Consider the following 23514-nt stretch of genomic DNA (forward strand, 5'->3'; position numbering starts at 1 on the left):
TATCCAAGCTTTGCAGTATGCTATCATTAATCAGAATCTTTTATTTATCAATGATAGCCGCGGCAAAGGAGCGTACACATATGAATTTCACGAAAATGCACGGATTAGGAAATGATTTTATCGTTATTGCGGGCGAGCAGCAGCTGCCTGATAACGCAGCTCAGCTTGCGATCGAATTGTGCAACCGATTTTTCGGTATTGGCGCAGACGGTCTCGTATACATTTTGCCTTCGGAAAATGCGGATTTCCGCATGCGCATCATCAATTCTGACGGCTCTGAAGCCGAACAATGCGGCAATGCGATTCGCTGCGTTGCAAAATACGTGTATGACAACGGCTTAACCAATAAGGAGCTCATTACGATTGAAACGCTTGGCGCAGGTGCACAGGCGGTGCAATTGAGAGTAGAAGGCGGCAAAGTTCAAAGCGTTCGCGTTGATATGGGCGAGCCGATTTTGAATGGCCTGGCGGTGCCGACTACGGTAGACCAGGAGCAGGTTGTGGAGCATCCGATTGAGGTTGACGGCCATGAGTTCCGCTTTACTGCTGTATCGATGGGCAATCCGCATTGCGTTATTTACGTAGATGATGCGGCTAATTTCGACTTGGCTGCATGGGGTCCCAAGCTGGAGACCCATCCGATGTTCCCGCGCAAAATCAACGTAGAGTTCGTAACGGTCAATTCCCGCGAGCATACGGAAATGCGCGTTTGGGAACGCGGTGCGGGCCCGACGCTTGCTTGCGGTACAGGCGCCTGCGCGACGGTCGTTGCTTCGGTGCTGAACGGCTACACAGACCGGACGGCAACGGTGTCGCTGAAGGGCGGGGATCTGCTCATTGAATGGAATGAAGCGGACAATCACGTATATATGACAGGGCCAGCGGCAGAAGTTTTCCGCGGCTCATTATAAGGCGGATACGGCTATGGGAGAGATGATCAGCAAACCGAATTTGCGCTCAGCGATCGCTGAGCGCATCTTAACTGGGGACGGCGCAATGGGAACCTTTCTGTATCAGATGGGGTTCCCTGTCGGCGTTTCGTATGAGGAATTTAACATTTTGCGTCCTGATGTTATTGAAAATGTTCATCGCCGCTATTATGAAGCGGGAGCACAGGTCATTGAAACGAACACCTTCTCGGCAAACTTGGAAAAGCTGTCGATTTACGGCTTGGAAGCGGAAATGGAAGCGATTAATCGTGCGGGGGTCCGCATTGCCCGCGCTGCATCCGGCCCGGATGCTTACGTAGTAGGGGCGGTCGGCTCGATTCGCGCCGGAAAGCTCAAAAACACAAGAACCGTCCGCGTCAGCGATGCATATGAGCGCCAAATGGCTGCGCTGCTGACAGAGGGCGTTGACGGTTTTATGCTTGAAACGTTTTATGATCTTGACGAAATGCTGCTTGCCTTGCGAATTGCCCGCAAGCTTACGGATATCCCGGTCATCTGCCAATTCGCAGTTGAGGACGTTGGCCGTACGCAAGATGGCGTCAGCCTGAGACAGGCGTTCGACCAGCTTACCGATGAAGGCGCAGATGTCGTTGGCTTCAACTGCCGAAGCGGCCCGAACGGGATTATGCGGGCGATGAAAGCGATTGAAGGGGAAGCGACATGGCCGCTGTCCATTTTTCCGAACGCCGGTATTCCTGATTATGTGGACGGCAAATATACGTATGCGGCTACGCCGGAATATTTTGCGGCATCTGCACGCGAATTTGCGGATTACGGAGCGCGCATTGTTGGTGGCTGCTGCGGTACGACTCCTGAGCATGTTGCTGCTATGGCAGCCGCGCTGAACCAATATTCACCGCAAAACGGTTTGCAGGCAGCTGGAGGAACAGCTATAGCGGAAGTTGAGACCATTGTTATTAATGAACAACCTCCGGTGAAGCTGGAAATTCCGGATGTACGTATGCCAAGCGGGCCGAACATTGTGGATACGGTGCATGAGCGTCATACCGTTATTGTCGAGCTGGACCCGCCGCGCGATCTGGATATTAGCAAGTTTATGGCGGGAGCAGCAGCGCTTAAGGCATGTGGAACGGACGCTGTTACGATGGCGGATAATTCGCTGGCCGTTACGCGCATGAGCAATTTGGCGCTCGCAGCGCTCGTGCAAGAGAAGGTCGGCTTGCGGCCGCTCGTGCACATTGCCTGTCGGGACCGCAATTTGATCGGTACGCAATCCCACTTGATGGGCCTTGACGCGCTTGGCATTGACCATGTGCTTGCGGTAACAGGAGACCCGGCCCGTTTTGGCGATTTGCCGGATTCCAGCTCCGTCTATGACTTCACCTCCTTTGAGATGATCCGCATGACGAAGCAGCTTAATGAAGGTATTGCCTTCTCCGGCAAGCCGCTGAAGCAAAAAGCGAATTTCATCGTCGGCGCTGCCTTCAACCCGAATGTGAAGCATTTGGACAAAGCAGTGCAGCGTTTGGAGCGCAAAATCAAATCCGGCGCCGATTACATTATGACACAGCCGGTCTACGATCCGGCTTTGATTAAACAGGTGGCAGAGGCGACAAAACATCTTCCGATTCCTGTTTTTATCGGTATTATGCCGCTTGCGAGCGGGCGCAATGCCGAGTACCTGCACAATGAGGTGCCGGGCATCCAGCTGTCGGATGAAGTTCGCCAGCGGATGGCTGGCCTTGAAGGGGAAGCGGGGCGTGCTGAAGGCGTTCGTATAGCCAAGGAGCTTCTGGATGAGGCGGTGCTCCATTTCAAAGGCATTTATCTAATTACACCGTTTATGTTTTATGATATGGCGGTCCAGCTTACGGAATATGTTTGGGAGAAAACAGGCGTTCATCGCTAATCGCATCGAAATGAATAAGGGGAAAGTGCCATTTTCATAAATATAAGCATTTATAAGTTTCACATTTATAAATGGGCTTATATTTCACCGCGAAACGTTAGCTTTGCCGCCAGAGGAAGGCGATAGTCGTTTACGCTTGAAATATAAGAGTTTATAAGTTTCACCCTTATACTCCGCTTATATTTCTCGGACTGAAACGCGCCGCGCCGCCAGAGGAAGGCGACAGCCGTTTCACCTTGGTAGAATTTGCGCTTTGCCCTTGTTCGTTGCGCCAAAATCATTTAAGATGTATACTAATGAATACTGCCTCCCTGACTGGTTGGAATAGCAAGGCGAGGACAGGCTGTCGTACAGTTCGGATGTTGTCTATACGTCCGCCTAGCGGAAAACGTATGCCCCGGACTTTTTTCGTCAACAATAATGCAATAGTTCTGCCGTTATTTGGCAGGTGGAGTGCATTCATCGTCCAAATACTTATACTTAATATCTTGTTTATTCGGGCAGTTGCACGAGGGAGACCGGAGGGGGAGCTTACTTGGCTATTAAACTAATTAATATTGGCTTTGGCAACATTGTGTCAGCCAACCGCATTATTTCAATCGTGAGCCCCGAATCGGCGCCGATTAAGCGGATTATCCAGGAAGCGCGCGACCGTCATATGCTTATTGACGCCACATATGGAAGACGTACGCGAGCGGTAATTATTACGGACAGCGACCACGTTATTCTATCAGCAGTACAGCCGGAGACGGTAGCACACCGTCTTTCCACTAAGGATGACGATAACGACGAATAGTACGGGGAGTCTTATGAATAAGGGATTGTTAATTGTATTGTCCGGTCCATCCGGCGTAGGTAAAGGGACGGTTTGCTCCGTTCTGCGGAAAAAGATGCCTAATCTCGTATACTCTGTTTCGGCGACAACTCGTTTGCCGCGGCAAGGGGAAATTGATGGCGTAAACTATTTTTTTAAGACCCGAGAGCAGTTTCAGGAAATGATGGCTCGTGATGCCTTGCTGGAGCATGCGGAGTATGTCGGCAATTGCTACGGCACGCCGCGCGATTTCGTTGAACGGACACTGGCAGGCGGTCAGGACGTCATTTTGGAAATTGAAGTTCAAGGCGCATTGAAGGTTAAGGAGAAGTTTCCGGAAGGTGTGTTTATTTTCCTCGTGCCGCCATCTTTGGATGAGCTGAAGCAGCGCATTACAGGGCGTGGCACGGAGACGCAGGACACGATTAATCACCGGATGACGGTGGCGGAAGAAGAGATGAATCTGCTCAGCCATTATGATTATGCGGTCGTGAACGATGAGATTGAGGCGGCTTGTTACCGGATTGAGAGCATCCTTACCGCCGAGCATTGCAAGGCAAGCAAATATTTAGCGGAGCTGGGCGAGCTGCCAGCTGCAATCGAGAAAGCCTAAGCGAGGAGATGGAACATGTTATACCCTTCTATTGATGAAATGGTTAAGAAAGTCGACAGCAAATACTCGCTAGTCGTTGCAGCATCCAGACGCGCGCGCATGCTGCGCAATGGGGAAAAATCCGAGCTTAAATCGCCAAGATCGGCGAAATTTGTCGGTGTAGCGCTTGAAGAGATTTACGGCGATATCGTTGTCGTAGAATCGAAAGAACCGATCGAAGACTAGGCTGCTGGCCCTTTAGTCAGCTTATATGGCATTCAGGAGAGCAACCGTCATTTATGGCGGTTGTTTTTTGTTTTGGAAACTAGGGTATGCATGCAAACCAAATTTGGGCCATTACTCCTTACTCAGCGCTTATTTGAATCCAATCTTATCTGATGGTTCAAGGCTTAAGGTAGCTCAGCAAGCGAGTGTTGCAGGGACCATACAGCTCGGGATACGCGACCTCCATTTTTTTAGGACTGAGCTTCCGCTATTCTGGCTTTTTAGCCGATTTGAGGCCGTAAGCGGACAGGAATGCGGTTATAGCCTTCGTCATCCTATCAAAATACCGTTTGGCAGCGCATTAGCGTCTTCTGAGTCCGCGGCCACTGCCATAACGAGTGATTCGGTTGAATTAGCGGCCGCTGTGTCCGCCAAAAGTCCATGCACAAGGCTGCCTCTCCAGACGCAGCTCCTATTCATGTTTGAAGCTGAATTCAATCAGGATCTGCATTTGGTTTATTTGCGTTTGCATACACGCCATAAAGGGAGTAATGGACCATCCTTCGTGCAGGATGGTCTTTTTTCTATGTGAGGGTATTGGTGGGTCTACAAGGTGGGATTAAACATGTTATTTTTACTTTGCGTATTTTCAAGTCCGAAATCTTTGTTTTTGTTTGAAATATGTATATTCAAAGACAAACAAATATGATAGTATAAAAACAAGCAAAAACAAATATGATTTCGGAGGTTTGCAAAATGGTACAATCTTTATGGAATGCCTCTCTTGCAGCAGAAGTTGAAGCAGGTTTGGGTGAACTTGTATACCGTTCTAATATTATTGGCGCTGATCGCCGTGTATGTAACTGGGGAGGCGGCAACACTTCCTCCAAAACAATCGTAAAGGACTTCCGCGGCCGTGATGTGGAAGTAATGTTCGTTAAAGGCAGCGGCTCCGACCTTGCGTCCATGAAAGCAGGCAATTTTACTGGCCTTCGCATGGAAGACATTCGTCCATTGTTCGAACGCTCGGAAATGTCTGATGAGGATATGGTAGCGTATCTTGTTAACTGTATGATCGATTCCAAGCATCCGCGCGCTTCTATTGAAACGCTGCTGCATGCGTTCCTGCCGTTCAAGCATGTCGATCACACGCATCCGGATGCGATTATTAGCCTGTGCTGCGCAGACAACGGCAAAGCGGTTGCGAAAGAAATTTTCGGCGACCGTTTCGTCTGGGTTCCTTACGTGCGTCCGGGCTTTACCCTTTCCAAAATGATCGCGGAGGGCGTGCTTGCCAATCCGAAAGCTGAGCTTGTGCTTATGGAGAAGCACGGTCTGGTTACTTGGGGCGAGACTTCAGAGGAGTGCTACGCAAAAACAATTCAAATCATCAGCGAGGCAGAGGCTTACATTGAAGCTCGCGTTGATGAAGCGAAGCTGTTTGGCGGCGTAAAGCATGAGGCGCTTGCGGCTGATGTTCGCAGAAGCATTGCGGCACAAGTAATGCCGACGATTCGCGGTGCAGTAAGCGACGAGAAGAAAATGATTTTGACATTCGATGACGAAGCCGATGTGCTGCAATTTGTAGGCGGACAGAGCTCCGGAGTCGTTTCCCAAGTAGGCGCTGCTTGCCCGGATCACCTCGTTCATACGAAGGTTGTTCCACTGTATGTGGATTGGACACCGAACGTGGACGATGTAGAAGGCCTTAAAGCGAAGCTGAAAGAAAGCATTGCTGCCTATAAAGAGCAATACAAAGCGTATTTTGAACGCAACAAGCATGAAGGCGATGTTATGTTCGAAGCGGCTCCACGCGTTATTTTAATACCAGGCGTAGGCATGATCAATACGGGCAAAAGCTGGGCTAACTCCAAAGTCAGCGGCGCGCTTTACCACCGTGCGATTGCGGTTATTAGAGGAGCGACAGCTCTGGGCGAGTTCGTCTCGCTTAGCGAAAATGAGTCCTACAACGTTGAATATTGGCCGCTTGAGCTGTACAAATTGTCGCTTGCTCCAGCTGAAACCGAATTTTCCCGTAAAGTGGCGTTCATTACCGGCGGTGCTGGCGGAATCGGCAGCGAAACAGCTCGCCGCCTCGTTTCTGAAGGCGCGCATGTGGTGCTAGCAGACTTGAATCTTGAAGGAGCTGAGAAAGTAGCGGCGGAAATTAATGAGAAGTATGGCGAAAACCGGGCGATTGCCGTTAAAATGGATGTAACGAGCGAAGAGCAGGTTGCTGCTGCTTACGCCGATACGGCGCTTGCTTATGGCGGCGTTGATATTATTGTCAACAATGCAGGCCTTGCTACATCGAGCCCATTTGACGAAACTTCGCTCAAGGAATGGAACCTGAACATGAACGTGCTGGGCACAGGCTATTTCCTTGTCGCTCGTGAAGCGTTCAAGCAAATGAAAACACAGGGCATCGGCGGCAACATGGTATTTATCGGCTCGAAAAACTCGGTATATGCAGGTAAAAATGCATCGGCTTACAGCTCCGCTAAAGCGCTAGAAGCTCATTTGGCCCGCTGTATTGCAGCTGAGGGCGGCGAATTCGGCATTCGTGTCAACACGGTGCTGCCGGATGCTATTTTGCAAGGCTCGGCGATTTGGAACGGGAGCTGGCGCAATGAGCGCGCAGCAGCTTACGGTATTGAGCCGGATCAGCTGGAAGAGTATTACCGCAAGCGTACGACGCTGCTGGTTAATATTTATCCGCGTGATATTGCCGAAGGCATTGCTTTCTTTGCTTCATCGAAATCGGAGAAGACGACTGGCTGCATGCTGACGATTGACGGCGGCGTACCAGCAGCGTTTACCCGCTAATTTTATTAGGAGAGATGCGGATATGTATAAAGCTCAGGGAGAAAAGCATTGGTTTATACCGGACGGTTACATTCCAGAGACGAGCTCCGGCTCGCTGCCCAGCCATGAGTCCATTTGTGTGCTGAATACATCGTCGGAAGAAGCGCTGCTGCGGATTACGATCTTTTTCGAAGACCGCGACCCCATGACCGATATTCTTGTGGTGATTCCTGCCAGACGTACGAAGCATGTCCGCACCAGCTCCTTAGGCAAAAACGGGACGCCGATTCCAATCGGCGTTCCATATGCCATCGAGCTGCAAAGCGACATTCCGGTCATTGTACAATACAGCAGGCTGGATTCTACGCAAGCGGAAAATGCATTAATGTCAACGATGGGCTATCCTATTAAATAAAATCATATTTTATAATGGAAAGGGTGTTTGAACATGTCCGATCGCGCGTATCAGCTATTGGAAGAACAGCAGAAGGCCAGAGGTATTAATTTGGATGCCGTCAAAGAGCAATTGAAAACGCTTAAAATTGAAACGCCTTCATGGGGCTATGGCGATTCAGGTACGCGCTTCAAGGTATATCAGAAGGAAGGCGTTCCACGCACGCCATTTGAGAAAATCGAAGATGCAGCGCAGGTTCACCGTTATTCAGGCCTAGCGCCATCGGTTGCGATTCATATTCCTTGGGACAAAGTGGACGATTACGGCAAGCTGAGAAGCCATGCGGAAAATCTTGGCCTCAAGATTGGTGCGGTTAATCCGAATTTATTCCAAGAAGATGAATACATGCTCGGAAGCGTGACGAATGCGAATGAAAAAATTCGCCGCAAAGCGACGGATCATTTGCTGGAATGTGTGCAGATTGCGAAAGAAACAGGCTCGCGCGATATTAGCCTATGGTTCGCAGATGGCACGAACTATCCGGGGCAAGGCGATATTCGCAAGCGTAAAGCATGGATGCAGGAATCGCTTTCCGAAATGTACCGTGCGCTTGATCCTCATATGCGGATGCTGATTGAATATAAATGCTTTGAGCCGGCTTTCTATCATACCGATCTGGCAGATTGGGGCATGTCGTATAATTTGGCGATGAAGCTTGGACCGCAGGCAGAAGTGCTTGTTGATACGGGGCATCATCTGCAAGGCGCGAACATTGAACATATCGTCGCTTACCTGATTGACGAGAAGCGTCTGGGCGGCTTCCACTTTAACAGCCGTAAATATGCCGATGATGATCTCATCGTAGGAACGACGAATCCTTATGAGCTGTTCCTGATTTTCTATCAAATTTTGCTAGCTAGCAAAGATAATGATGAAGCGATTCGCAACAACGTCAGCAATATTGCTTATATGATTGACCAATCGCACAGCATTGAACAGAAAATTCCAGCGATGCTGCGTTCGGTACTGAACGTACAGACTCAATTCGCGAAAGCATTGCTGATCAATCATGATGAAGTAACAGATGCGCAAAACAGAGATGATGTGCTTGGCGCTGAAGATGCTGTTCGTAAAGCGTTTGAATTCGACGTAACGCCGCTCCTGCATGCCGTTCGTCAGGAGCAAGGCTTGCCGCTTGATCCAATGCGAGCGTATTTGGACAGCAGCTATGGCAAGGATATTCTAGCGAGAGGCAAGGGCGGTGCCAGCTGGTGACCATTCTTGCTTACGATTTAGGGGCGAGCAGCGGAAGAGCGCTGCTTGGCCGCCTCGTTAACAACAAAATCGAAGTGGAAGAAATACATCGGTTCTCGAACGATCCGGTACAAGTGGGAGAGCGTCTGCATTGGGACGTTCTTCGCTTGTATTATGAGATCAAACAAGGCTTGGTTAAAGCCAAGCAGTTGAAGGTAGAGCCGCAAAGCATCGGCATTGATACGTGGGCTGTAGATTTTGGCCTTATTGGAAGCAGCGGCGAACTGCTCGGAAATCCTTATCATTACCGCGACCGTCATACGGATGGCATGATGGAGAAGGTTTTTACGGCGATTCCGCAGACGGATATTTTCGAGCGGACGGGCATTCAGTTTTTAAGCTTTAATACGATATATCAGCTCGCTGCAATGCAGCAAAATGGATCGCCGCTGCTGCGTGAAGCCCAGCATTTTCTAATGATTCCAGATTTGCTGCGGTATTATTTGACGGGCGATATGCTTAATGAGTTTTCCAATGCGACAACGACCCAGCTGTTTAATCCGCTAACCGGAGATTGGGACGGCGAACTGATTGAACGTCTTGGATTGAATCGCAGCATGTTTGGCCAGGTCGTTCAACCAGGAGCAGACGCTGGCCGTATTCGTCCTTCCGTAAGCGCCGAGCTTGGCGTTGGCAATATTCCGGTTATCGCCGTTGCCGAGCATGATACAGGATCTGCAGTTGCAGCGGTGCCAGCGCTTCAGAGGCCATTCGCGTATTTGAGCTGCGGAACCTGGTCGCTGATGGGGACAGAAGTAGAGCGTCCAGTCATTAACGAGACAGCCTACCGCCTGAACTTTACGAATGAAGGTGGCGTAGACGGTACGTTCCGCCTGCTCAAAAACATTATGGGCCTCTGGATCGTGCAGGAACTGAAGCGCGAATGGGATCAAGCGGGGAACGTCCAATCCTTTGCAGAGCTTGTCAAGCTGGCGGGAGAAGCGAAGCCTTTCACTGCTTTCATCGATCCCGACGCTGCGGTATTTTTGCCGCCAGGCGGCATGGAAGCGCGCATTCGCGCCTATTGCGAGTTGACGGGGCAGCAGCTTGATCGCAATCCGGGCGCAATTGTGCGTTGTGTATTGGAGAGCCTCGCGTTAAAATATCGTTATGTGCTGGAATTAACCGAGCAGCTTTCCGAGCAGCAGTTTAACGGTCTGCATATGGTTGGCGGCGGCATTCAGAATAAGCTGCTATGCCAGTGGACGGCTAATGCCATCGGCAAGCCGGTATGGGCAGGTCCGGTTGAAGGCAGCGCAATCGGCAATATGATTGTGCAATGGATTGCCCGCGGCGAGCTGGCCGATATATGGGAAGCGCGCAAAGTGATTCGGGATTCCTTCGAGGTAGAGCATTACGAGCCGACGGAGCAGCAAGCATGGCAGGAAGCTTACGGCCGGTTTACACAGGTGACGGGGCTGTAGTTTTGTGAAAGAAAGGAGGGCGGCTTATGCTGGTTGCGGAGCGTTATGAAAAAATCGTACAGCTGGTGAATGACAGAGGCAGTATAAGAGTGTCCGAGCTCAGCGAGCTATGCGGCGTAACGGAGGAAACGATACGGCGCGATTTGGATCGCTTGGAGCAGGCAGGCAAGCTGCGGCGTTCGCACGGCGGCGCGGTGAACGTGAAGGATCAGCAGCCGGAGACGCCCTTTACCGAACGGGAAATTACCCATGCGGAGGAGAAACGGCAAATTGCACAGGAAGCGATTAAGCTTATTAAGCCGAAGGACCGAATCGTACTCGATGCCAGTACAACGGCTTGGTACATGGCCTCGCATTTGCCCGATATACCGCTAACGGTATTGACCAATTCCATTAAGGTCGCGCTGGAGCTGAGCACGAAGGAGAAGATTGAGGTTATCTCCACCGGCGGGCTGCTCGCTTCACGCTCGCTGTCCTACGTTGGTCCGCTTGCGGAACGCTCGCTTGATGCGTATTACGTCGATAAACTGTTTTTATCGTGCAAGGGCGTGCATTTGGAGCGGGGGATCAGCGAATCGAGCGAGCTGCAGGCGCGCATTAAGCTGAAAATGATCGGCATTGCCGATCAGGTCGTATTGCTGGCTGATTCCAGCAAGTTCGGCGTACAAGCTTTTACGCAGGTAGCAGAGCTGAGTGATGTCCATTCTATTATTACAGACAAACGGATTGGTGCGGATACCGTTGCCGAGCTGAAAGCAAGGTCAATGGATTTGACGATTGTGTAAGGCGGCGTTCTAGCAAGCGGGATTTGTCAAAAGGTAATGGAAAGTGTTGGGAGTATGCAGGTTCTTTCCAGACGTTTTGCAGTCCCGCCTGCTTTGTCCAACTTGTCTGACAACCTGATATTATACATTTGTTATTCATCAGAGCAAAAGAGGTGCTAAAGGTGAAAGTATCCTTATTTATAACATGTTTAAGTGACGCGATGTATCCCAGAGTCGGCGAAGCGATGGTTCGGCTGCTTGCGAAATACGGCGTACGGCTTGATTTTCCAACGGTGCAAACCTGCTGCGGCCAGCCAGCCTTCAACAGCGGCTATTGGAAGGAAGCGCGGGAATCAGCGAAGACGATTTTGGATGCTTTTGAGGACAGCGATTTTGTCATTTCGCCTTCGGGCTCCTGCACAGGGATGATTCATCATTATCCGAAGCTGTTTGAAAATGACCCCATTATGCTTGCGCGAGCGAATAAGCTTCAGCAGAAGTCTTATGAATTCACCCAGTTTCTCGTTCAGGTGCTAGGGGTGAAGGATGTAGGCGCGGTGTACCCGCACAAGGTGACCTATCATCCATCGTGCCACGGGAGCCGATTGCTTGGCATCAAGGAAGAGCCGATGGAGCTGATGCGGCATGTCAAAGGGATGGAGCTTGTACCGCTGCCGTTCGCAGAGGACTGCTGCGGGTTCGGTGGAACGTTCGCCGTCAAGATGGCGGACATATCGGGCGCAATGGTGACTGAGAAGGCGGACCATGTGCTGGAGACGGAAGCAGAGGTGCTCGTCGGTCTTGATCTCGCCTGCCTGATGAATATCGCGGGAAATTTGCGCTACCGCAATGAACCCGTGAAAGTGATGCATTTGGCTGAGCTATTGTATGAAGGGGTGAAGCAGGCATGAGTGCACCAGCAGGAACGAAAGTGCCGCCTACGGTTAAAGGCCGGGCAGATCTGGCGTTAAATGACGAGTTTTTGCGCAAGGCCGTTAAATTTACGACAGAGCGTCTGCGCAACGGCAAGCATGCGGCTACAGCCGAGCATGGCAACTGGGAAGATTGGCGCGAGCGCGGACGGCAAATTCGTCTGCATACGATCGCCCATCTGGACTATTATTTGAACTTGTTCGCTGACAATGCGCGGGCGAATGGCGTTCATGTGCATTTTGCTTCGACAGCGGCCGAGGCGGTGAAAGTATCTCTGGCGATCGCCAAGCAAGTAAAGGCCAAATCAGTCGTAAAATCCAAGTCGATGGTAACGGAAGAGCTGCATCTCAATCATGCGCTGGAAGAGCTCGGAATCGAAGCGATCGAAACCGATTTGGGCGAGTATATTATTCAGCTTGCTGGCGAGACGCCTTCGCATATTATTATTCCAGCCATTCACAAAAACCGCTTTCAGATCGCGGAGCTGCTGTCTAAGGAAGCGGGCGAGACGCTTGAAGCGGATACGACGATATTGGCGGGCTTCGTCCGCAAAAAACTGCGGGAGAAGTTTCTTGAAGCCGACATCGGCATGACGGGCTGTAATTTTGCAATTGCGGAAACCGGGTCGATGGTATTGTTTGAAAATGAAGGCAATGCGCGTATGGTGACGACGGTGCCGAAAACACAAATTACGCTGATGGGCATGGAACGGATTATTCCTTCCTGGTCGGATCTTGAAGTGATGGCGACGCTGCTGCCGCGTTCAGCGACCGGGCAGAAGCTGACGATGTATATGTCCGGCATTACTGGACCTCGCCGTGATGTGGATGCTGATGGGCCTGATGAAATGCACATTATTATTGTAGATAATGGGCGTTCCAACCAGCTTGGCGACCCTGAGTTTCAGGAGCTGCTCAATTGCATTCGCTGCGGCGCCTGCCTCAATGCTTGTCCGGTATACCGCCACATCGGCGGTCATGCCTATGGCGGGACGTACAGCGGACCTATTGGCGCGGTGCTCACGCCCGCGCTCCAAAAAAATGTCGGCGACTGGGACGATATCGCCAACGCCTCCAGCCTATGCGGCGCCTGCTATGAAGCATGCCCGGTCAAAATTCCGCTGCATGAAATGCTCATTTATTTGCGCAGACGCAAGCAAGAGGGCGGACATCGCGATTTGGCAGAAGCGGGCGGCATGAAAGGATTTTCGGCCATTATGGGCAATTCGGGCCGCTTCAAGGGCGTAGTCAAGCTGGGCAAGCTGGGACAGCGGCTCGTTGCACGCAATGGTGAAATTCGGCTTAAGCTGGGGCCGCTGAAGGGCTGGAACAGCTATCGCGTCACGCCAAGCCTGCCGAAGCAGTCGTTCCGCGATAAATGGGGCACGCTCGAGGAGGAGCTTCGCCATGGTCTGAATGAGCTGAGTCCAGATGCACGCAGCCGGATGGAGCAGCTCGTTCGCAACAGAGAGCAAAATGGAGGAGGGCATGGGCATGGCTGAACAGACGCATGAGCAATGGCTGGAAGAGCTTGCAGCAGATTCCCGCCGCAAGCAGGATGCTTTTATGAATGATATCGCAAATAAGCTGCGACGTCCGCGTGTACTAGAGAAGCCGGTGCACCCGTTCCGCGGTGCCCCGGACTTCTGGCAGGAATATGAATGGACGCTGGAAGAGCGGATTGAACGGTTTACAGCGAATTTTCATAGCAATGGCGGTCATGTCAGCCATTTTTCTACAATGGACGAGGCCAAGCAATTCATTAAGGATAAGGCGACGGAGCTTGGTGCGCGGTATATCATTAGGCAAAACCAGCCGGAGCTTGCCGGAATGAAGCTGGAGGAAGCACTTCCTAACGTAAGCCTAAGCGTATGGAATAGCGATGAAAATGAAAACTGGAAAGCGCGCGCGGCAGAAGCGGATTTTGGGGTTGTTGTGGCTGATTATGCGGCTGCCTATACGTCATCTATTGCGGTTTTGTCCGGAAAAGACAAGGGGCGTTCAGTAAGCCTGCTCCCAACCGTCCTAATCGTCATTATTCCGCTTGAGCGGTTGAAGACGAAGCTTGGAGAGATTTTAATTCCTCTGGATGAAGCGGGCCGCGAAAGCTTGCCGGCAGGCATTCATTTTATTTCGGGGCCAAGCCGCTCGTCCGATATTGAAAACGACCTGACAATTGGTGTTCATGGTCCCGGCGTCGTTTATGCGCTGCTGGTCGGATAGGTTTTAGATTTATTTTTTAAGCGGATTTAGGAAAAGGAGGCGGCTGGCTTGCAAGTAACGAAGCTGACAAAGCGGAACCATTACGAGGAAATAACGGTGCAAATTAAGCGTTTGATCGTAGATGGGGAGCTTAAGGTCGGAGACAAGCTGCCTTCCACTAAGGAGATGTCCGAGCGCTTTGGGGTAGGGCGGTCTACGACCAGAGAGGCGCTCAGTGCGCTTAAAGCGATGGGCCTTATTGACATTCGCCAAGGCGGCGGCTGTACAGTCATAAGCACGCTGCCCGCGGAGTTTGAGCTGCCCGAGCTCCAATCGCTGCGTATGAACCGCCAAACCTTATTGGAGCTGCTGGAGGCGCGCCAATCGTTCGAGGTATCGAATGCTGCTATCGCTTCTTCGAAACGGACGGCGGACGATCTGGCCGTGCTGAAGGAGCTTGTCGTCCAAATGAAGGCAGCTGCGGGCAATGATCTGGAAGGGGAACGCACCGACCTGCTATTCCATTTGACGCTTGTTAAGGCGACGCATAATACGATTTTGGTACAGCTTTTCGAGACGGTCATGAACCAGGTGGAAACCGCCATTCGCGAAATTCGCAGGGTGGAGCTGTATGCGAACCGCTCGGTTGCGGAGCAGCTTTACGAGGAGCATTTGGCCATTTATAAGGCGGTTGAAGCGCAGGACGCCGAGGCGGCGTCGCTGTCGATGCGGCAGCATCTGCATCACGTCGAAAGCATTTTGATGAAATATGTTTGAGCAGCAGCGGCAGTTCTGACGAGACAATCGTTCAGGGCTGCCGCTTTGCCATTTAAAGCAGCTTTTCCATATGCACACACGCCACATGCTCCCCGGATGAACGGAATTTTAATGAGATATTGAAAGGCTTATAGCCAAGCTTTTTGTAAAAAAGCTTGCCTCTCGTATTCGTGTTATGGCATAGGAGATGCAGCTTCTTTATGTTTAATTTTTCCTTGGCGAGCATTTCTATCGTTTCGATCAAAAATCCCGCCGCTCCCTTGCCTCGATAATCAGGGGAGACAATGACATTTCCCAGCCAGCAGTCGTTGCTGTCATCCTTGTAAAAGTTGGCGTAGCAGACAACACTCTCACCATGTGTAATGACGGTTGGCTCCAGCCGGTTAGGAAGATTTTTCAAAATTTGCTCAGGTGTTAAAGGGTAGGCGGCCGACGGAAACATATAAGGTGAAACGGCTCTCGCCTTCCTTTGGCGGCGCGGCACGTTTCATTCCGAGAAATATAGAGAAGGTATCGCGTAATGCTATACTTTCCTATATTTTAAAATAATTCATCTTCGTTTTGTGGAAAGATAAATTTCCCCATTTCAAAAAATATTTTTACATATGTTTTAATTATTATGTATTCCCTTTTAAAGGGCTAGATGAAGATGGCAACTATCCATATGGACAAGAGAGATAGGGATTGAGCCACATAGCCATCAAGCTAAGAAATTAATACACCCCCAAAACGAAAAAAGCTATTTTTCTTAAATAAAGGATAGCTTTTTTCGTTTTGGGGTAGTCGAAGATTTTAGCTTGATGGGCATGTGGCGGTACTCCTATCTGAATGGATGGGGGTAGTCCCCATCACATTAGAAGATTGGCTAACGTTCCTTGAGACTCCGACATGCAAAAAGGAATACCATTCTATTTGTATCAAGCCCGGTAAAGACGGCGAATCTTCGGTCCAGAAGCTGCGGAGGGGATTTACGGATTGTAACGGTGAAGAGGGGATGTCTTGGAAGTAGGTTCTTCTACTTTTAAGTCATCCCCTCTTTTTTTATTCCTGGTTTTTCTTGCGGTGGTAGTGCTGATTTACTTTGACGCGATTCCCGCACTTGTCCATGCTGCACCAGCGGCGCTGCTGATTGCGGCTGCTATCGTAGAAGAACAGGATGCAGGCATGATTCTCACACTTCTTGAGATTAGCCAGTTTGAATGTCGTGAAGAAGAGGCAGGCCTCTTCCAGGAACAAGGCGGGCAGCTGCGTGATCTCGTAGTTTCTGACAGTGGTGAATGGACGTTCCTGATCGCCTGCCTCGATTTGATAATAACTGCGGTAACGCGCCAACTCTTGATTGAGAAAAGTGACGATCGAGGCCGGAATGGATTGTTCCTGAATGATTTGGGTAAATGCCTGTTCAATCCGGCTGCGAATGATCAGGATCTTTTGAATGATGGTGTCCTGCTCGTCAGGGGTAAGCTCCTCTCGATCACTTATCACCCATTTCCGTCTGTCGGCCTGCTCCAGCCAGCTCATCAGATGACCCCAAGACTCGATGAGCTCTGTCCGGATTCCTTTGACATTCTTGCGGGTGTTCACAAAATCAGTTGTAAAGTGATTGCCTACAAAAACAAATGCGGGCTTATCTATGGTTGATCCAACTCCTTCTCTGTGCTCCTGTTTTAATTCTAACCGCTAAATTAGCTATTTACAAGTTATATAATATTGTGTATTGTAATGCCTGTAAGATATTTTTGGTGGTTAGGGGATATGGAAAATGAGATTGGGACACATTGGTTTGAATGTATCGGAAATAGAAAGATCGGTTCGATTCTATACGGAGGTATTGGGCTTTACACTGCGGAATCTATCGGAGGAACCCGGAAGAAAATTCGCACTGCTTGGCGATGATCAGAAGAATCTGGTCACCTTATGGCAGCAAAGTGAAGGAAGCTTCTCCCCACGGCTGCCGGGTCTGCATCATCTGGCCTTTGAAGTGGATTCGGTTGATTCCATTAAAGGATATGAGGAAAAATTGAGAGCGAACGGAGTTCCCTTCATCTATGATGGGATGGTTGCTCATACGGAGGGCGGAGACTCCGGCGGGATCTTCTTCGAAGATCCGGACGGGATCCGGTTGGAGATTTATGCGCTGCTGGGTGTGGGCTGCCACGCGCACACGGCGACGGAAGGGAAAGCTTGTGGTTTCTTCTGATGCACTATCATCCGGGCGAAATTCAGGTTCAGGAACGGGCGGGTGTAAGGGACATCGCAGCACGCAAAAATAACATTTACAGTGAGATTCCGCTAGCGGCGAAGACGTTCCTCGAAAGCCAGCCTTTTCTGATACTTGGCGCAGCAGATGACGATGGGGCAGTTTGGGCTTCCGTATGGTTCGGAACCCCCGGATTCATCAAGGTAGAAGACTCTCAGCATGCCATTATTAACGGTCTTCCTGATTCCCAGGACCCCATCTCACTCTGCCTGTACCCCTCCAATCCGATCGCAGCCATTGCAGTCGACTTCGCCACCCGGCGCCGCATGCGCTTGAATGGCCGAATTGGGGAGATCCAACCGAACGGGTTTCAAGTTAGGGCAGAGCAAGTCTACTCCAACTGTCCGAAGTACATCCAAGCGCGTGAATGGACCCTAAGAGAAGGACCGAGCGTTGAACCGGTAGCTCAGGCACTGGAGACGCTCTCTGAAGAAGTGGTGACCCTGGTGAATAAAGCGGATACCTTCTTCATTGCAACTCAACATCTTCAGTATGGTACGGATGTATCCCACCGCGGGGGTATGCCGGGATTCGTAAGAGCCGAGGATGACCGGACGTTGGTGTTTCCGGATTACAGCGGCAATGCGATGTTTAATACGCTTGGGAATGCAGTCTGTTACCCGCAGGCAGGGCTGTTATTCATGGATTTTGACTCGGGCAGCCTTATTCAATTGACGGGAACGGTCGAGATTCTATGGGATGTGACTCCATTCGCCCACTGGTTCCAGGATGCCCAGCGGATCATCCGATTTCATCTGGAACGGGGAATTATTACGAGTCATGCGATGTCTCTAAGCTGGAGAACCGTACAGTACTCCCCTGCTAATCCGAGCGTAGTTGTGGAGTCCTAGTTGATCGGCATGAACTTTCACACCCCAATTCTGCAGCGTCGCCTTACCTTCCACGCTTAACACATAATCTTTTCCTTGTTCCTCTAAATAGTTCATATCAAGTAACCGATCCGTTAGGTCTACACCAATCCTACCAGCCAAGTGATCATAGCAAGTCCGAGCATGACGCAAAGTTTTAAGTTCATCGGATTCGCGGAGTGAACTTACGGATTTGGGTGGTGAAATAGCCAGAAGGGATTCGAGGGCATGTGCTACCTCAGGGCTGACAAGCCGAAAGTACTTATGCCGACCGTAAGAATCATGAATCAGCAGGCCTCCTTCTACCATTTTGGATAGATGTGAAGAGGCAGTCTGTGGAGAAATTCGGGCAGCATGCGCTAAATCAGAAGCGGGGATAGCCTTTCATCCAAACAAAGCAATTAGCATCGCAAGACGTGACGGATCACCAATTAGATTAGCTGCCTGTACGATATTCGGCCTCAATTTTGTACTCATGTCAGTCATCTCCTTACATGTATGGTTCGATGACCACCGAAGTATTCTCATGCTACCATAACCTTACAAAATGTAGAAAGAGGAGAATATCATGAACCGTTATGTATTTGGACTGCTAGTTGTGCTTGCCACCTCGCTCATGGGCACTTCATTTGCGGTTGGAAAGATCGGTTTATCCTATATCTCGCCCTTGCTGCTTGTGGGGATCCGATTTACGTTTGCGGGATTGATCATGGCCTTATTTGTCAGGATGAAACGGCTGCCTATATCCTATCAGGATGGATCTAAATTGTTCGTAATAGGACTATTTCAGACGACGGGAGTTATGGGATGTATCTTCCTGAGCATGCGTACCCTTCCGTCGGGGGAGACCTCTATACTGACCTTTGTTAATCCGCTCCTGGTCGTAATTTTGGGGACATGGTTCCTCGGCTTGAAATACCGAATATCCCAGTGGCTTGGGGTATGTATAGGATTTGCAGGGGTATTCTTATCCCTAGGATCCCATTTGCAATTAACAACGGGTACCTGGTTGGGGCTGGGAGCTGCGCTTTCGTGGGCTGTAGCCACTATTTTGGTGAAAAAATGGGGGACGCAATTCAATACATGGGTGATGTCGGCTTATCAAATGTTATTCGGCGGTCTCCTTCTGTTATTGCTGAGTGCCGTTATGGAAACGCCGCAGCTTACGATCAATCTAACTTCTGTGTCGGTTGTATTGTACTTGGCCATTATGGGTTCCATTGTGCAATTTGCAGCATGGTATTACTTGCTAAGTCATGGCGATCCTGGGAAAACAAGCGCCTATCTGTTCTTAGCCCCGTTCTTTGGTGTACTCTCGGGGTTCATCATCCATAACGAGACTATACATACGTATGTTTATTTAGGGGGATTTTGCATTGGCATCGGAATATTTCTTGTGAACTGGACTGCATTCGGCAAAAAGCATTCGCATGAATAGGAAGGATAAAGCGAGTTGAATAACCAGAGAGCAGACTTCGTGGCAGCTGCTCCTGTTCGAAGAAAATTAAGTTGTAGATTGAATATAAAGTGAGACAATCATGGTTAAAACCGGCATGCAGCCTATTCTTAGTCCCGCCGCTCACGTTATAGTATAATTTTTCCATTCCGAAGAGGGGAGGTATTTGAATGACTGAACAAACAATAGCAAGCAGATTAGAAGTGTTAGGAATCGTTTTACCAAGTGCAAGCGAACCAGCGGCTAAGTATGCAAACTTCGTAAAAGTAAACGGGTTATTGTTCGTATCAGGTAAAGGGCCCACTGGAAACCCGAAAGGTAAGTTAGGTCAGGACTATACTACAGAAGAAGGTTATCAGTTTGCACGACAAACTGGGATTGAAATTTTAGCTGTACTGAAATCAGCTTTAAACTCGCTGGAGCATGTGAAAAGGGTGGTTAAAATTCAGGGTTTTGTTAATGCCGACGCTAAGTTTGAAGAACATCATAAAGTGTTAAATGGTTGTACTGATCTTATGCTGGACGTGTTCGGAGATAAGGGCATTCATGCACGTTCAGTGTTTGGAGCTGTTTCCGTTAGAGACAATCTTCCAATCATAATTGACTCAATATTTGAAGTTGATGAATAGAAAGGTGTTTTAAGACGGGAGTTCAATAAACCGCCTGTTCAGTTAAGGCGGTTTTCTTATGGTAAAATATCAATATTAGAATTTAACAAAGCCATGAAAATAGAAGAATTCCTCACTTGATTCCAACATGAAAATCCTCCACTTGATGGGCATGTGGCCGTGCCCCATGCCTATCAAGTGGAGGAAAATACTACCTCCCCGAAACAAAAAACGTTATTCTTTCAGTAGACCAACTAATGAAAGGATAGCATTTATGATACATCTTGGTATTTCAGATGATCTTCATTTGTTTTCACAGGAACTGGAACGACATTTATCTCCTCTTGCACTCACCCAACTAGTCAAAGAAGCAGGATTCGTCACACGAACCAGTAAATATCGTGCATAAGATTTAGTCGCCTTGTGTGTATGGGTAAGTCAACGAATAGCTACGACTTCTCTCAATCAGCTTTGCAGTACGTTAGAAGCAACAACAGGGATTCTCATGAGTCCCGAAGGACTGAATCAGCGTTTTAACGCAGCTGCTGTGCGTTTACTGCAGCGGATCGTTTCGCTTTTACTCAAGCAAACACGCTATACGTCCGGAACGATACCAAGCGAGTATTCTGGCTATTTTTCCCGCATTCGAATTCTCGATTCTACGACCTTTCAGCTCCCGGACAGCTTCGCTGCGTCTTATAAGGGTACAGGCGGATGTAGTCATACCGCTGGTGTTAAAATCCAACTGGAATATGATCTGCAGAGTGGGCAGTTCATTCATCTGCATACGAGTCACGGAAAGGAAAATGACAAAACCTACGGTTCCGCATGTTTACAGGACATTCAACAGAAGGATGTATTCATTCGGGACTTAGGATATTTCTGCTTAGAAGATTTACATACCATCCATGAGAAAGAGGCCTATTACATATCACGCTTAAAACTCAACACACGGGTATATCAAAAGAACGAGAATCCAGAGTATTTTCGGGACGGCACGCTCAAGAAGAAATCGGAATACCTCCCCTTGTCGATGGAAGACATCATGGAAGGTCTACAAGCAGGGGAAACGTTAGAAATTCCTGTCTACATCGGCATGTATGAAAAATTACCTGCGCGGCTTGTCGTCTATCGCTTAACGGAAACCCAGATCAAAAAAAGAGACAAAGACCAGGAAATTCGGGAGAAAAAGAAAGGGATTACGTACTCCGAACGCAGCAAGAAACTCAGTGCGTTGAACTTTTATATAACAAATATTCCAATGGAATGGGTACCTGAGATACACCTGCATGACCTGTATTCCTTACGCTGGCAAATTGAGATTCTCTTTAAAACATGGAAATCATTCTTCCAGATCCACCACTGTAAAGAGATCAAACTTGAACGCTTGCAATGTCATCTTTATGGTCAGTTGATCGGTATCTTGCTTTGTTCCTCAACGATGTTTCAGATGCGGCAACTTCTATGGCGGAAGAAAAGAGAGCTCAGTGAATACAAAGCCTTTTATATGATCAAGGATTACATGCCATCCTGCATCAAGCCATACAAAAGAATGCCCAAGCCATATCGAAAATCCTGTCTCGTCTGTTTCTTCTGTTAGAAAAAAACGGGCGAAAGTCCCACCGCTATGAGAAAAAAACAGTCTTTGATATCTTAGGTGTTGTTTACGAGTATGCCACGTCTACCAAGAAGGTTGCATAGTTAACGTTTTAAAAACAGCCTCGTCGTTTAGGCTTAATTTGGCATGTTTATTTTTAAGGAAACAATACGACTACTTATAAAAATAGGAGAATGCCTCACTTGAATCCAAACTGAAGGTTCTTAGCTTGATGGGCATGGGATTGAGCCAATATCATCCCATTTTATAGGCAGAGGTTTGTTTGAAATGAAATGTAACGATAAACGATAGTTTGGATTAGCCGCTTATTTAGTAAGCGGTTTTCTTGTGTTTAACATGCAATTAATGATTGAAGATAGAGCCTCGTTGCCTCCTTACATGACCGATTTTCGCAAATCGCGGAATGAATTTTAAAAGTTGGGAATAGTAAGGCGTGTAGCAAAACAATATCAAAAATAAATAAGGATGGTGTCTACTGCATGAAATGGGACTGGAGCATTTCCTCTCGCAGGAAATTGGGGAAAACGATTGGGGCCTTATTTCTGGCTCTCGCCTTGATGATGAGCATGCCGAGCACGAGCATGGCTTTTGGAAAAGGTGATCATGGGCCGGATGTATATGTCGTTCAAGGGATGCTGAAATCAATGGGAAGCTATGCTGGCCCAATCAACGGAAAATTCGACAGTTTGACCGTTAAGGGGGTTAAGTATTTTCAGAAAATGCATGGGCTTCCAGTAACCGGTGCAGTCGACAGCCGGACGTTCCAATCCATTACTTATGCTTACAGCCAAGTAAAGTTTCCTTCGGGAGCAAAGGCTAAAAGCGGAGCGAAGGGCAACCTCCGCATTAAAGGAGAAGGCGGAGGCCAAGGTATCGGCGGCGGAGCTGGCCAAGGCGGAGGCCAAGGCATCGGCGGCGGAGCAGGTCAAGGCGGAGGCCAAGGTATCGGCGGCGGAGCTGGCCAAGGCGGAGGCCAAGGCATCGGTGGCGGAGCCGGTCAAGGCGGAGGCCAAGGCATTGGTGGCGGAGCAGGCCAAGGCGGAGGCAAAGGCATTGGTGGCGGAGCTGGCCAAGGCGGAGGCAAAGGCATCGGTGGCGGAGCTGGCCAAGGCGGAGGCAAAGGCATTGGTGGCGGAGCTGGCCAAGGCGGAGGCCAAGGTATCGGCGGCGGAGCAGGCCAAGGCGGAGGCAAAGGCATTGGTGGCGGAGCAGGCCAAGGCGGAGGCAAAGGCATTGGTGGCGGAGCTGGCCAAGGCGGAGGCAAAGGCATTGGTGGCGGAGCTGGCCAAGGCGGAGGCCAAGGTATCGGCGGCGGAGCTGGCCAAGGCGGAGGCAAAGGCATTGGTGGCGGAGCTGGCCAAGGCGGAGGACAAGGCATCGGTGGCGGAGCTGGTCAAGGTGGAGGCCAAGGAAATGGCGGCGGAGCCGGTCAAGGCGGCGGTCAAGGTATCGGCGGCGGAGCTGGCCAAGGCGGAGGACAAGCTCCTACTACTAACCCTGCTCCAATTGTAACGCCAGCGCCAACTACAGTTCCGGCGCCGACAACACCAGCGCCAACTGTAGCGCCAAAACCAAAATCATATTACTAAAAGAAGTGGAATGAGCGAATCATTCAGAATCATATACAAAAAACGAGCCAT

The 23514-nt window shown here is 49.6% G+C and carries 21 protein-coding genes and 1 pseudogene; 20 read left to right on the top strand and 2 right to left on the bottom strand.

Annotation, left to right across the window (positions count from 1 at the left end; all coding sequences use genetic code 11):
* Nucleotides 1-80 precede the first annotated feature (80 nt).
* The 14 genes from dapF (at nucleotide 81) to AC50X8_RS20030 (ending at nucleotide 15063) form a co-directional block, all read left to right on the top strand.
* Nucleotides 81-911 carry a diaminopimelate epimerase gene (gene dapF, locus AC50X8_RS19965; RefSeq protein ID WP_056038606.1) on the top strand — a complete coding sequence of 277 codons (831 nt, stop codon included), beginning with the start codon at nucleotides 81-83 and terminating at the stop codon, nucleotides 909-911.
* Nucleotides 912-924: 13 nt separating this feature from the next.
* On the top strand, nucleotides 925-2820 hold the full coding sequence (locus AC50X8_RS19970) for a bifunctional homocysteine S-methyltransferase/methylenetetrahydrofolate reductase (RefSeq protein WP_494881130.1): 1896 nt from the start codon (nucleotides 925-927) through the stop codon (nucleotides 2818-2820).
* A 535-nt stretch (nucleotides 2821-3355) separates the two neighbouring features.
* Complete coding sequence (gene remA, locus AC50X8_RS19975) at nucleotides 3356-3616, top strand: extracellular matrix/biofilm regulator RemA (RefSeq protein WP_005548256.1); 261 nt, start codon at nucleotides 3356-3358, stop codon at nucleotides 3614-3616.
* A gap of 13 nt (nucleotides 3617-3629) precedes the next feature.
* Nucleotides 3630-4247 carry a guanylate kinase gene (gene gmk / locus AC50X8_RS19980; RefSeq protein WP_056038605.1) on the top strand — a complete coding sequence of 206 codons (618 nt, stop codon included), beginning with the start codon at nucleotides 3630-3632 and terminating at the stop codon, nucleotides 4245-4247.
* Between the two features lie 15 nt (nucleotides 4248-4262).
* Nucleotides 4263-4472, top strand: coding sequence for a DNA-directed RNA polymerase subunit omega (rpoZ, locus tag AC50X8_RS19985; protein ID WP_056038602.1), 210 nt, complete (start codon nucleotides 4263-4265; stop codon nucleotides 4470-4472).
* A gap of 735 nt (nucleotides 4473-5207) precedes the next feature.
* A complete protein-coding gene (locus AC50X8_RS19990; protein WP_056038596.1) occupies nucleotides 5208-7277 on the top strand; it encodes a bifunctional rhamnulose-1-phosphate aldolase/short-chain dehydrogenase in 2070 nt (689 codons plus the stop codon).
* A gap of 22 nt (nucleotides 7278-7299) precedes the next feature.
* A complete protein-coding gene (locus tag AC50X8_RS19995; RefSeq protein ID WP_056038593.1) occupies nucleotides 7300-7671 on the top strand; it encodes a sensory rhodopsin transducer in 372 nt (123 codons plus the stop codon).
* 33 nt (nucleotides 7672-7704) lie between these two features.
* Nucleotides 7705-8925: an L-rhamnose isomerase gene (gene rhaI / locus AC50X8_RS20000; protein ID WP_494865063.1), complete on the top strand. Its 1221-nt coding sequence runs from the start codon at nucleotides 7705-7707 to the stop codon at nucleotides 8923-8925.
* Nucleotides 8922-10388: a rhamnulokinase gene (locus AC50X8_RS20005; RefSeq protein WP_494881133.1), complete on the top strand. Its 1467-nt coding sequence runs from the start codon at nucleotides 8922-8924 to the stop codon at nucleotides 10386-10388. The genes rhaI and AC50X8_RS20005 overlap by 4 nt, the downstream gene beginning before the upstream one ends.
* A 26-nt stretch (nucleotides 10389-10414) precedes the next feature.
* Nucleotides 10415-11173, top strand: coding sequence for a DeoR/GlpR family DNA-binding transcription regulator (locus AC50X8_RS20010; protein ID WP_056038584.1), 759 nt, complete (start codon nucleotides 10415-10417; stop codon nucleotides 11171-11173).
* A 161-nt stretch (nucleotides 11174-11334) separates the two neighbouring features.
* Nucleotides 11335-12063 (top strand): (Fe-S)-binding protein, encoded by a 729-nt coding sequence (locus AC50X8_RS20015; RefSeq protein ID WP_056038581.1) that lies wholly within the window; start codon nucleotides 11335-11337, stop codon nucleotides 12061-12063.
* Nucleotides 12060-13586 (top strand): LutB/LldF family L-lactate oxidation iron-sulfur protein, encoded by a 1527-nt coding sequence (locus AC50X8_RS20020; protein ID WP_056038578.1) that lies wholly within the window; start codon nucleotides 12060-12062, stop codon nucleotides 13584-13586. The genes AC50X8_RS20015 and AC50X8_RS20020 overlap by 4 nt, the downstream gene beginning before the upstream one ends.
* Nucleotides 13579-14307, top strand: a complete 729-nt coding sequence (locus AC50X8_RS20025) for a LutC/YkgG family protein (protein ID WP_056038576.1) — start codon at nucleotides 13579-13581, stop codon at nucleotides 14305-14307. The genes AC50X8_RS20020 and AC50X8_RS20025 overlap by 8 nt, the downstream gene beginning before the upstream one ends.
* A 48-nt stretch (nucleotides 14308-14355) precedes the next feature.
* The gene (locus AC50X8_RS20030; RefSeq protein WP_494881135.1) at nucleotides 14356-15063 is read left to right on the top strand and encodes a FadR/GntR family transcriptional regulator; all 708 of its coding nucleotides are present in this window, start codon (nucleotides 14356-14358) and stop codon (nucleotides 15061-15063) included.
* 52 nt (nucleotides 15064-15115) lie between these two features.
* Here AC50X8_RS20030 and AC50X8_RS20035 read toward each other — a convergent pair whose 3' ends face one another.
* The gene (locus tag AC50X8_RS20035; protein ID WP_494881137.1) at nucleotides 15116-15463 is read right to left on the bottom strand and encodes a GNAT family N-acetyltransferase; all 348 of its coding nucleotides are present in this window, start codon (nucleotides 15461-15463) and stop codon (nucleotides 15116-15118) included.
* A 641-nt stretch (nucleotides 15464-16104) separates the two neighbouring features.
* Nucleotides 16105-16698, bottom strand: a complete 594-nt coding sequence (locus AC50X8_RS20040; protein WP_327204934.1) for a CGNR zinc finger domain-containing protein — start codon at nucleotides 16696-16698, stop codon at nucleotides 16105-16107.
* 127 nt (nucleotides 16699-16825) lie between these two features.
* Here AC50X8_RS20040 and AC50X8_RS20045 point away from each other — a divergent pair, with 127 nt between their 5' ends.
* The 6 genes and pseudogenes from AC50X8_RS20045 to AC50X8_RS20070 all read left to right on the top strand — a co-directional run bounded on the left by AC50X8_RS20045 (nucleotide 16826) and on the right by AC50X8_RS20070 (nucleotide 23463).
* A complete protein-coding gene (locus tag AC50X8_RS20045; protein WP_056038567.1) occupies nucleotides 16826-17263 on the top strand; it encodes a VOC family protein in 438 nt (145 codons plus the stop codon).
* The gene (locus AC50X8_RS20050; RefSeq protein ID WP_494881140.1) at nucleotides 17263-18174 is read left to right on the top strand and encodes a pyridoxamine 5'-phosphate oxidase family protein; all 912 of its coding nucleotides are present in this window, start codon (nucleotides 17263-17265) and stop codon (nucleotides 18172-18174) included. Before AC50X8_RS20045 ends, AC50X8_RS20050 begins: the two co-directional genes overlap by 1 nt.
* A gap of 586 nt (nucleotides 18175-18760) precedes the next feature.
* On the top strand, nucleotides 18761-19630 hold the full coding sequence (locus AC50X8_RS20055) for a DMT family transporter (RefSeq protein WP_494881142.1): 870 nt from the start codon (nucleotides 18761-18763) through the stop codon (nucleotides 19628-19630).
* A gap of 188 nt (nucleotides 19631-19818) precedes the next feature.
* Nucleotides 19819-20277: a RidA family protein gene (locus tag AC50X8_RS20060; protein WP_056038557.1), complete on the top strand. Its 459-nt coding sequence runs from the start codon at nucleotides 19819-19821 to the stop codon at nucleotides 20275-20277.
* Between the two features lie 256 nt (nucleotides 20278-20533).
* Nucleotides 20534-21957, top strand: a pseudogene (locus tag AC50X8_RS20065) (IS4 family transposase).
* Nucleotides 21958-22389: 432 nt separating this feature from the next.
* Complete coding sequence (locus AC50X8_RS20070; protein ID WP_494881147.1) at nucleotides 22390-23463, top strand: peptidoglycan-binding domain-containing protein; 1074 nt, start codon at nucleotides 22390-22392, stop codon at nucleotides 23461-23463.
* Nucleotides 23464-23514: the final 51 nt, after the last annotated feature.

This window comes from Paenibacillus sp. JT22N15, from assembly GCF_059383755.1.

Excerpts from the sequence above, each read along its gene's own strand:
- AC50X8_RS19970 (WP_494881130.1), top strand. The coding sequence starts at position 925 with ATGGGAGAGATGATCAGCAAACCGAATTTGCGCTCAGCGATCGCTGAG.
- AC50X8_RS20055 (WP_494881142.1), top strand. The coding sequence starts at position 18,761 with ATGAACCGTTATGTATTTGGACTGCTAGTTGTGCTTGCCACCTCGCTC.
- AC50X8_RS20020 (WP_056038578.1), top strand. The coding sequence starts at position 12,060 with ATGAGTGCACCAGCAGGAACGAAAGTGCCGCCTACGGTTAAAGGCCGG.
- rpoZ (WP_056038602.1), top strand. The coding sequence starts at position 4,263 with ATGTTATACCCTTCTATTGATGAAATGGTTAAGAAAGTCGACAGCAAA.
- dapF (WP_056038606.1), top strand. The coding sequence starts at position 81 with ATGAATTTCACGAAAATGCACGGATTAGGAAATGATTTTATCGTTATT.
- AC50X8_RS20025 (WP_056038576.1), top strand. The coding sequence starts at position 13,579 with ATGGCTGAACAGACGCATGAGCAATGGCTGGAAGAGCTTGCAGCAGAT.
- AC50X8_RS19990 (WP_056038596.1), top strand. The coding sequence starts at position 5,208 with ATGGTACAATCTTTATGGAATGCCTCTCTTGCAGCAGAAGTTGAAGCA.
- AC50X8_RS20060 (WP_056038557.1), top strand. The coding sequence starts at position 19,819 with ATGACTGAACAAACAATAGCAAGCAGATTAGAAGTGTTAGGAATCGTT.
- AC50X8_RS20050 (WP_494881140.1), top strand. The coding sequence starts at position 17,263 with ATGCACTATCATCCGGGCGAAATTCAGGTTCAGGAACGGGCGGGTGTA.
- AC50X8_RS20045 (WP_056038567.1), top strand. The coding sequence starts at position 16,826 with ATGAGATTGGGACACATTGGTTTGAATGTATCGGAAATAGAAAGATCG.
- rhaI (WP_494865063.1), top strand. The coding sequence starts at position 7,705 with ATGTCCGATCGCGCGTATCAGCTATTGGAAGAACAGCAGAAGGCCAGA.
- gmk (WP_056038605.1), top strand. The coding sequence starts at position 3,630 with ATGAATAAGGGATTGTTAATTGTATTGTCCGGTCCATCCGGCGTAGGT.
- AC50X8_RS19995 (WP_056038593.1), top strand. The coding sequence starts at position 7,300 with ATGTATAAAGCTCAGGGAGAAAAGCATTGGTTTATACCGGACGGTTAC.
- AC50X8_RS20010 (WP_056038584.1), top strand. The coding sequence starts at position 10,415 with ATGCTGGTTGCGGAGCGTTATGAAAAAATCGTACAGCTGGTGAATGAC.